Origin of the sequence: Streptomyces sp. NPDC058401, assembly GCF_042722885.1 — a bacterium.
Lineage (GTDB): Bacteria > Actinomycetota > Actinomycetes > Streptomycetales > Streptomycetaceae > Streptomyces.
The window spans coordinates 1-7,089 of sequence record NZ_JBHXKA010000228.1 but is presented as its reverse complement, the minus strand read 5'-3'; the positions used below and the strand labels follow the sequence as shown (position 1 = coordinate 7,089).

Sequence of the window (7,089 nt, the reverse complement as noted above, 5' to 3'; positions counted from 1 at the left end):
TTAGTCATGTCTGCATCCCGTCCACGCACCGCGCCGATATCGGGCCTGCTCGTCACCGCGACCGCGGTCGCCGCGTCGCTCGTTCCCGCCGGTTCCGCCCAAGCCGTCTCCGGCCCGGAGGCCGCGGCCGGCCAGCACGCTTCCGTCGTCAAGCTGAACATCGGTGATGAGGCGAACGGTCGCGGGTGCACCGGCTCCCTCGTCGACGTCTCCTGGGTCCTGACCGCCTCGAGCTGCTTCGCCTCGACGCCCGGTACCGCCGTGCCGGCCGGTGCGCCCGCGCTCAGGACAACCGTGACCCTCGGCGACGGCAGGCGCGTCGACGTCTCCGAGCTCGTCCCCCGCACCGACCGGGATGTCGTCCTGGCCCGCCTCGTCACTCCCGTCAGCGGCATCGCGCTCATCAAGCCGTCGGGCACTGCCCCGATAGCCGGCGTCGATCTGACCGCCGTGGGCTTCGGACGAACCAAGACCGAGTGGGCACCTGGCAAGACGCACACCGGGACCTTCACCGCGGACTTCTCGGACTCCACCACCCTGGCCGTCACCGGCAAGGGCACGGACAGCCTCTGCAAGGGCGACACCGGCGGCCCCCTCCTCAACGCCACCGGTGAACTCGTCGGCATCAACAGCCGCTCCTGGCAGGGCGGCTGCCTCGGCGCCGACCCCACCGAGACGCGCACCGGCGCCATAGCCGCCCGCACCGACAACCTCGGCACCTGGATCAACGAGGCTGTCGCTCCGAGGAGCGGTAACCAGGTGTCGCTGCTCGCCGGTGGCGGCGGGGCCATGTGGTCGCAGTTCGGAGACCTCGGGACCGGGGAGTACGGGCAGGCCTGGGCCAAGGTCGCCGGCAAGGACGTCTCCCGCGTGGTCACCGTCCGCGACGGCGACCTGGTGCGTGCCTACGCCATCGCCGGCGGCAAGGTCTACGGTCAGGACCTCGATCTCGCGTCGAACGGCAAGTGGTCGGGCTGGGGTGAAGTGCCGGGTGGGGCTGTGAATGCCCAGGACATCTCCGCCTCGCTCGTCGGTACCAGCGTTCACGTGCAGATCGTCGGCGGCAACGGCGACCTGTTCTCCCAGGTCGCCGACTACAAGGCAGGCCGCTGGAACAGCGCGTGGACCGCAGTTGGGGCCTCCGGGCTGACCCGCGTCACCAGCTCGCCCTCCGGGCCCTACGTGCGCGTCTACGCCGTCGGCAACGGACATGTCTACGGTCGGGACCTCGACACCCGTAACAGCAGTTGGAGCCCCTGGGGCGAACTCCCCGGCAGCGCCAGCGGCGTCAAGGACATCGCCTCCAGCTCGATCGGCAACAACATCCAGGTCCAGATGATCGGCGGTGACGACGCTCTGTGGACCCAGTTCGGCAACTACGACGCCGGCCGCTGGAACGACGCCTGGACCAGGGTCGGCGGCAGCGGACTCAAGAACGTCTCGAGCGCGCCGGCGGGTAGCACCATCGAGCTCTACTCGACCGACCCCGCGGGCAAGGTCAGCAATGCCCGGTTCGACAGCGTCACCGGCACCTGGAGCGCCTTCCGGGAGATCAAGGGCGGTATCTCCGGCGCCACCGACGTGGGCGCCGCGATCTCCGTCGCGCCCTCGAAGGTGACGCTCGCCGCCACCACGGGCAGCGCACTCTCTCTCCAGACCGGCTCCCTGTCCAGCGGCGCCTTCGGCGCCCAGTGGGGCAGCATCGCCGGACTGCCGATCACTCAGCTGACCAGTGCTGACACCGGGCCCACCATCCGGTACGTCGGTGTCGCCGGCGGCAAGGTCTACGACCGCGAGTACAACCCCTCCACCAAGGTCTGGGGTACCTGGAACGAGGTTCCGGGAGGTGCCGCGTCCGTCAAGGACATCTCCGCCGCGATGATCAACAACGTCCTGTACGTTCAGATCGTCGGTGGTGACGGCAACCTGTACACCCAGGTCGCCGACTACAACGCCGGACGCTGGAACCCCACCTGGGCCGCCGTCTCCGGCACCACCGGGCTGACCAGCCTGTCTTCCGTGAAGGCGGGACCGTACGTCCGCCTCTACGGCATCGCGTCCGGCAAGGTCTACGGCCGTGACCTCGACACCCGCAGCAACACCTGGAGCGTGTGGGGTGAACTGCCCGGCGGCATCACCGGCGCCAAGGACATCACCGTCGCCCGCGTCGGCGCCACCGTCCAGGTCCAGGTCATCGGCTCCGACGGAGCCCTGCACAGCCAGGCCGGCGACTACCTCGCCGGTGCCTTCAAGCCGTCCTGGACCAAGATCGGCGGAACCGGCCTGACCCGTATCTCCAGCGCCGCCGGCGCCGCCAACGTCCACGTCTACGCGATCGGTGCGGGCGGCATCGTCCAGAACATCACCCTCGACACCGCCCTCGGCAACTGGACCGCCTGGCGCCAGATCCCGGGCACCCTCACCAACCCGACCGACCTGACCGTCACCACCACCAAGTAGCGCCCGTCGGCCCCGCCCACTTTCGGACGACTTCGTCCCCGTGGGCGGGGCCTTCGGCCGAGCACCCGCCGATCGATCGATCGCAGAACATCGTGGGCAAAGGGCCTGTGCTTGGCGATCAGAGGCGGCCGACCTGCGGGCGGTCCCCGATGACCCGCTCGGGTCGCACCCGGGGCCGTCCGGGACCGCCGTCCGCGACACGGATGAGGCCGATGACGGTCTCGGCCTGGGTGCAGTCGTTGCGGGTGCCGGCGGTGAGTACGAAGGCCAGGGGCCGGCCGCGGCCGTCACAGGCGAGGTGGATTTTGCTGGTCAGTCCGCCGCGGGAGCGTCCCAGGGCCCGTTCGTCGAGCTCCCTTTGGCGGCGGTGTGCTGATGGGCCCGCACGCCGCCATCCGGCAGGCCGCCATCCGTCAGTCCCCGGGCGCGCCCGGCCTCGGGCGGTTGCCGTGCACGCCAACGGCGATCGGCCCGGCTCCGCGAAGGCCCGGGCCGGGCGGCGCCAGGTCGTAGCCGTGCCCGTGCACCCCTGACCACTGATGGATCATCACCACAGAAGGACATGGTTCATGAAGAGACAGCGCATGACGCGCATGCTGGCCGGCTTCGTCCTCGTGGCGGGCCTGTTCGCCGGGTCCGCGTCCCCTGTTGCGGCTCAAAGTGCCTCTGACCCGCGAGTCAGTCTCGCGTCGTACAACGTGTGCGGCGGCTGGGACGCCTGCCAGAGCCCACTGGCCACAGCACCCGGGAAGACCCCGGAGCAGCGGGCAGAGGAGTGGGCGGCCGATGCCGTCAACAAGGCCAAGCTCGCGGGTACCGACGTGATCATGCTGCAGGAGCTGTGCAAGGGCCAGTACGACGCCCTGCTCCCAAAACTCTCCGGGTACGCGGCATACTTCGCCAGCAGGCAGACCTACGGCCCCATCGCTCCTCTCCAGGGGTGTCGAGCGTGGGGGTCGGACACCGCTCTCGGCCAAGCCGTCCTCTTCCGTAACGCGACGGCCGAACAGGTCAGCGGCAGTCCGGTACTCATCACCGCCGGCGAGAACGACGTACGCCTCGCGGTCTGCGCGAAAGGCCCCCTCGCCGGCCGGTACACCCTTGCCTGCAGCGTCCATCTGTCCCAGGGGACGGCCGCGGGTGACATGCACGAGTTGACGCAGCACATCCAGGCACAGGCCGGCGGAGCGTCCGTGATCGTCGCGGGCGACTTCAACCGTACGCCCGCACACATCAACCCGGCTCTCGCCGCTGGTGTCCCCACCAGTGGACCACTCGCCGAGGCCGACGCCGGCGAGAACAAGCCGACCGCCGGGTGGGACGCCAACAAGTTGCCGGAGCCCGGCTACACGATCAAGTTCGACCACGTCTTCTTCAGCAGCGAGGACTTCGCCTCCCCTTCGCTGAAAATCGAAGACCCGCAGCTGTCCAAGGAGAAGGACCACGCACTCGTGCGTGCCTTCGCCGTACCGCGCAAGCCCACACCCGGTGACCTCACCGGGGACGGCCGCCCGGACCTTCTGGCCGTACGCAAGGACGGCTCGCTCCGCCTCTACCCGAGCCTCGGAGGCGGCCGCTTCGGGTCCCCCTGCGTACTTGCCGCGACCGGCTTCCTAGGCGCGACGGTGAGCCACCGCGGTGACTGGACCGGTGACGGCCGCGAAGACATCCTCGCCCAGGTCGGCACCGAGCTGTACGTCTACCCGAACTTGGGCGACGGGACCCTCGGCACGCCGGTGACCTTCCCCAACAGGCAGAACACCTGGGGCGGCACCACCGCCCGGGCTGCGGGTGATGTCGACGGCGACGGCCGCCCCGACCTCGTGGTCCAAGGCGGATCCGGACTGTGGCTGCACCGCGGCGGAGCCCCGGCCACCGGCCCCTCCCTGCCACACTCCGCGGTAAAGATCGGCCTCAGCGAATGGGCCACCGGAAACGACATCGACGTCCTGGTCCCCGGAAACAGCGGCAAGGCCGCCGGCGAGCCCGACGACCAGGACCGGGCGGATCTGTGGACCCGCAACCGCAGCACCGGACAGCTACAGTCCTACCGCAGCAACGGCGCCGCGCTGCTGGACGGCCCCACCACGCTCGCCGGCACCTGGACCGCGTCCCAATACCCGCTGGCCGTCTCCCTCGGCGACGGCAACGGCGACCAACTGGCCGACCTGTGGCTCACCACCGCATACACCGCCCAGACCCAGCAGGGCGGCAACCTGCTGTTCCAGCCCGCCACCGCGGGCGGTTGGGCTGTGCCTGTGGAAGTCGGCACGGGCGGATGGGGCTACATCGAATCCCTCTCGTAACAGAGAACAACAGTCCTCGGCAGACCGGCCGTGAGCTGCGATGCGCCACCGAGCACCGCGCGCAGGCGTAGGGGCTGTCTCTTTGGTATTCGGTGACGGGAAGGTGCCCGCCAGGAGCCGGACCTGACGCGTCCGCCCGATGGGGTGCGGCTCCCTGCACGCCTCCCCCACAAAGCTGCTTGCACCGCCTCTATGATCGACCGGCCGCAGAACGACGACAGGTGGAGGGCGTGATGCCTGGTCAGGTGACCGCAGTGAGCCGCAACAAGGGGTACTCGTTCAGCAAGCCCAACCGCGATTCCATCAGGCTGCTCACGGGGCTCGGAGTGGAGAGGGACGTTCACGCAGGTGAGACGATCCGCCACCAGTTCCGCATGACCTACGAGCCGAACCTGCCCAACCTGCGCCAGGTCCACCTGATGCACGAGGAACTCTTCGAGGAACTCGCGCTCAAGGGCTTCAGGGTCTCTGCGGGCCAGCTCGGCGAGAACATCACCACGCGCGGGGTGGACCTGCTGGGCCTGCCCACCGGCGCCCTCCTCCATCTCGGGGAGCAGGCGGTACTTGAGGTGACCGGACTGCGCAACCCGTGCTCGAAGATCAACGAATTCCGCAAGGGGCTGCTCGGTGAGGTCTTCGCCATCGACCCCTTGTCCGGCGATTTCACGTTCAAGTGCGGCGTCATGGCTGTGGTCCGCCGTGGCGGGACCGTCCGCCCCGACGATTCCATCCAGATAGAGCCCCCGCCACCCCCTCACCGCCCGCTAGAACGGGTCTAGGGGCAGACGCTGGTGGACGGGGTCGTGCTGCTGAAGGACAACCCCACGATGCTGGAGAAGCGGTTCGAGAAGGCCCTGGCCATCGACGACCGGGTGGTGCTTGCTGGTCACGACGGCCAGGGCGCTGAGGGCCTCAGGGGGGTGGTGACGTCGTGCCAGATGCCCTGGGTGCGGAAGAGCTGGTTCAGGGTGGCTTCGGGGCGCAGGCCGGCGGCGTGCATGACGGTGGCCATGCGGTGGTGGTCGCTGCGGTGGCCGGCCCAGATGCGGTGCAGGCCCAGGTGTCCGAAGCCGTAGGCCATGAGGAGGCGGCCCGCTTCGTGCACCGCGGGTACTGACACGGCAGTCCCACCAATCATCACCCCGTGTGTTTACGTCATTGCATTCCGGTAACACTAGGTAGCTACAGGCAGTCAGAACCCGACGGAAGGCAGGAACATGACCCTCGTTACCGTGCTCATCCTCGTCGCGGTCCCCGCCCTCATCGCCCTGCTGGCCGCGGCCCCCAGCGCCCCCGCCCGGGGCAACCCCTTCCCTGGCCGCCGCAGCCGGGCCACCCACCGCCGCGCCACCACCGGCGCCCGGCCGACTGGACTCCCCCACCAGCGGAGTGTCCACCGCCACGCCCGCTGATACGACACCGCCCCTTCGGAGGCGAGTGTCAGGCGCGCCAAGACGGGCAGTGCCGGCCTGGACAGCCGCCGATCATTTCAGGTGAGTAGGCCCCCTGCCGCGTCACGGCGACCGGCAGGGGAGCTACTCACCTGCCGCGTCCCGGCGACCGGCTCGGCCGATCGACACCTACCCCGGGTCCCCTCCTCCGCCGCCTCCCGGACCACCCGGTGCACGGAGGAACGCCGGCGTGACGGTGAACGCTGAACAAGGAGCAGGGTCATCAACCTCCGGGCCGCCTCCTGTCCGGCCCGCCCTTCGCGGGCTGTTCATCGGCGCAGGCGGGTCCAGTCGTACCCCGTGCGGCGGACAGTGCACTCCCGCCCTCATCCTTCGCGCCCTACCCTCTCCCGCACCGGCCGCTCGGCGGCCTCGAGAAAGCCGGCACACGGATGGGGGTTTGCGGGCGGCGATCGGGAGCACGAGAGCGACACGACCAATCCGGTACTACACGAGGAGGTCCCGATGTCGGGCACAGAGAAGGCCAAGGCGCACGCCGAGCAGGCCAAGGGCAAGGCCAAGGAAGCCATGGGCCGCATGGCCGGCAACAAGCGCATGACCGCCGACGGCCATGCCGACCAGGCCAAGGGCAACGCCCGCCAGGCCAAGGAAGACATCAAGGACACCTTCCGGCACTAGCCACACACACGACGGACCACCGTCACCCGCTGGGCCCCGCCCCCTCCCCCCGGGTCGGGGCCCAGCCACATTCAGGACGGTAGAACCGAACCGTGAAACTCGCCAAGATCGCTTTCATCGCCCTCGTCTTGGGCTCGGAGCCTTCTACGGCTGGGCCGTCGCCGACCAGCCGAGCCCGCCCGCGGTGGCGGTCCTGAAATGCGAACGTCCCCCTCGGCCTGATGGCCGAGGGG

At 69.6% G+C, this 7,089-nt stretch carries 7 protein-coding genes; 5 read left to right on the top strand and 2 right to left on the bottom strand.

The genetic code is table 11. The features are described 5' to 3' along the window. Positions 1-2,460: trypsin-like serine protease (locus tag ACFWNV_RS38660; protein WP_383956717.1), on the top strand; the 2,460-nt coding region annotated here is incomplete at its 5' end. A 118-nt stretch (positions 2,461-2,578) separates the two neighbouring features. Here the strand turns inward: ACFWNV_RS38660 and ACFWNV_RS38655 are convergent. After that, positions 2,579-2,920 (bottom strand): transposase, encoded by a 342-nt coding sequence (locus tag ACFWNV_RS38655; RefSeq protein WP_383956714.1) that lies wholly within the window; start codon positions 2,918-2,920, stop codon positions 2,579-2,581. 109 nt (positions 2,921-3,029) lie between these two features. Between ACFWNV_RS38655 and ACFWNV_RS38650 the strand changes: the two genes are divergently transcribed. Both ACFWNV_RS38650 and ACFWNV_RS38645 read left to right on the top strand, forming a co-directional pair. After that, entirely contained in the window at positions 3,030-4,766 is a 1,737-nt protein-coding gene (locus ACFWNV_RS38650) for an FG-GAP-like repeat-containing protein (RefSeq protein ID WP_383956711.1), read from the top strand. Between the two features lie 233 nt (positions 4,767-4,999). After that, positions 5,000-5,545, top strand: coding sequence for an MOSC domain-containing protein (locus ACFWNV_RS38645; RefSeq protein WP_383956708.1), 546 nt, complete (start codon positions 5,000-5,002; stop codon positions 5,543-5,545). 107 nt (positions 5,546-5,652) lie between these two features. Here the strand turns inward: ACFWNV_RS38645 and ACFWNV_RS38640 are convergent, their stop codons facing one another. Continuing rightward, the gene (locus ACFWNV_RS38640; RefSeq protein WP_383956705.1) at positions 5,653-5,886 is read right to left on the bottom strand and encodes a GNAT family N-acetyltransferase; all 234 of its coding nucleotides are present in this window, start codon (positions 5,884-5,886) and stop codon (positions 5,653-5,655) included. A 97-nt stretch (positions 5,887-5,983) separates the two neighbouring features. On the opposite strand from ACFWNV_RS38640, the gene ACFWNV_RS38635 reads away from it, so the two are divergent. Continuing rightward, positions 5,984-6,178 (top strand): hypothetical protein, encoded by a 195-nt coding sequence (locus tag ACFWNV_RS38635; RefSeq protein WP_383956702.1) that lies wholly within the window; start codon positions 5,984-5,986, stop codon positions 6,176-6,178. Positions 6,179-6,682: 504 nt separating this feature from the next. Beyond that, complete coding sequence (locus ACFWNV_RS38630) at positions 6,683-6,856, top strand: CsbD family protein (RefSeq protein WP_383956699.1); 174 nt, start codon at positions 6,683-6,685, stop codon at positions 6,854-6,856. Positions 6,857-7,089 lie beyond the last annotated feature (233 nt).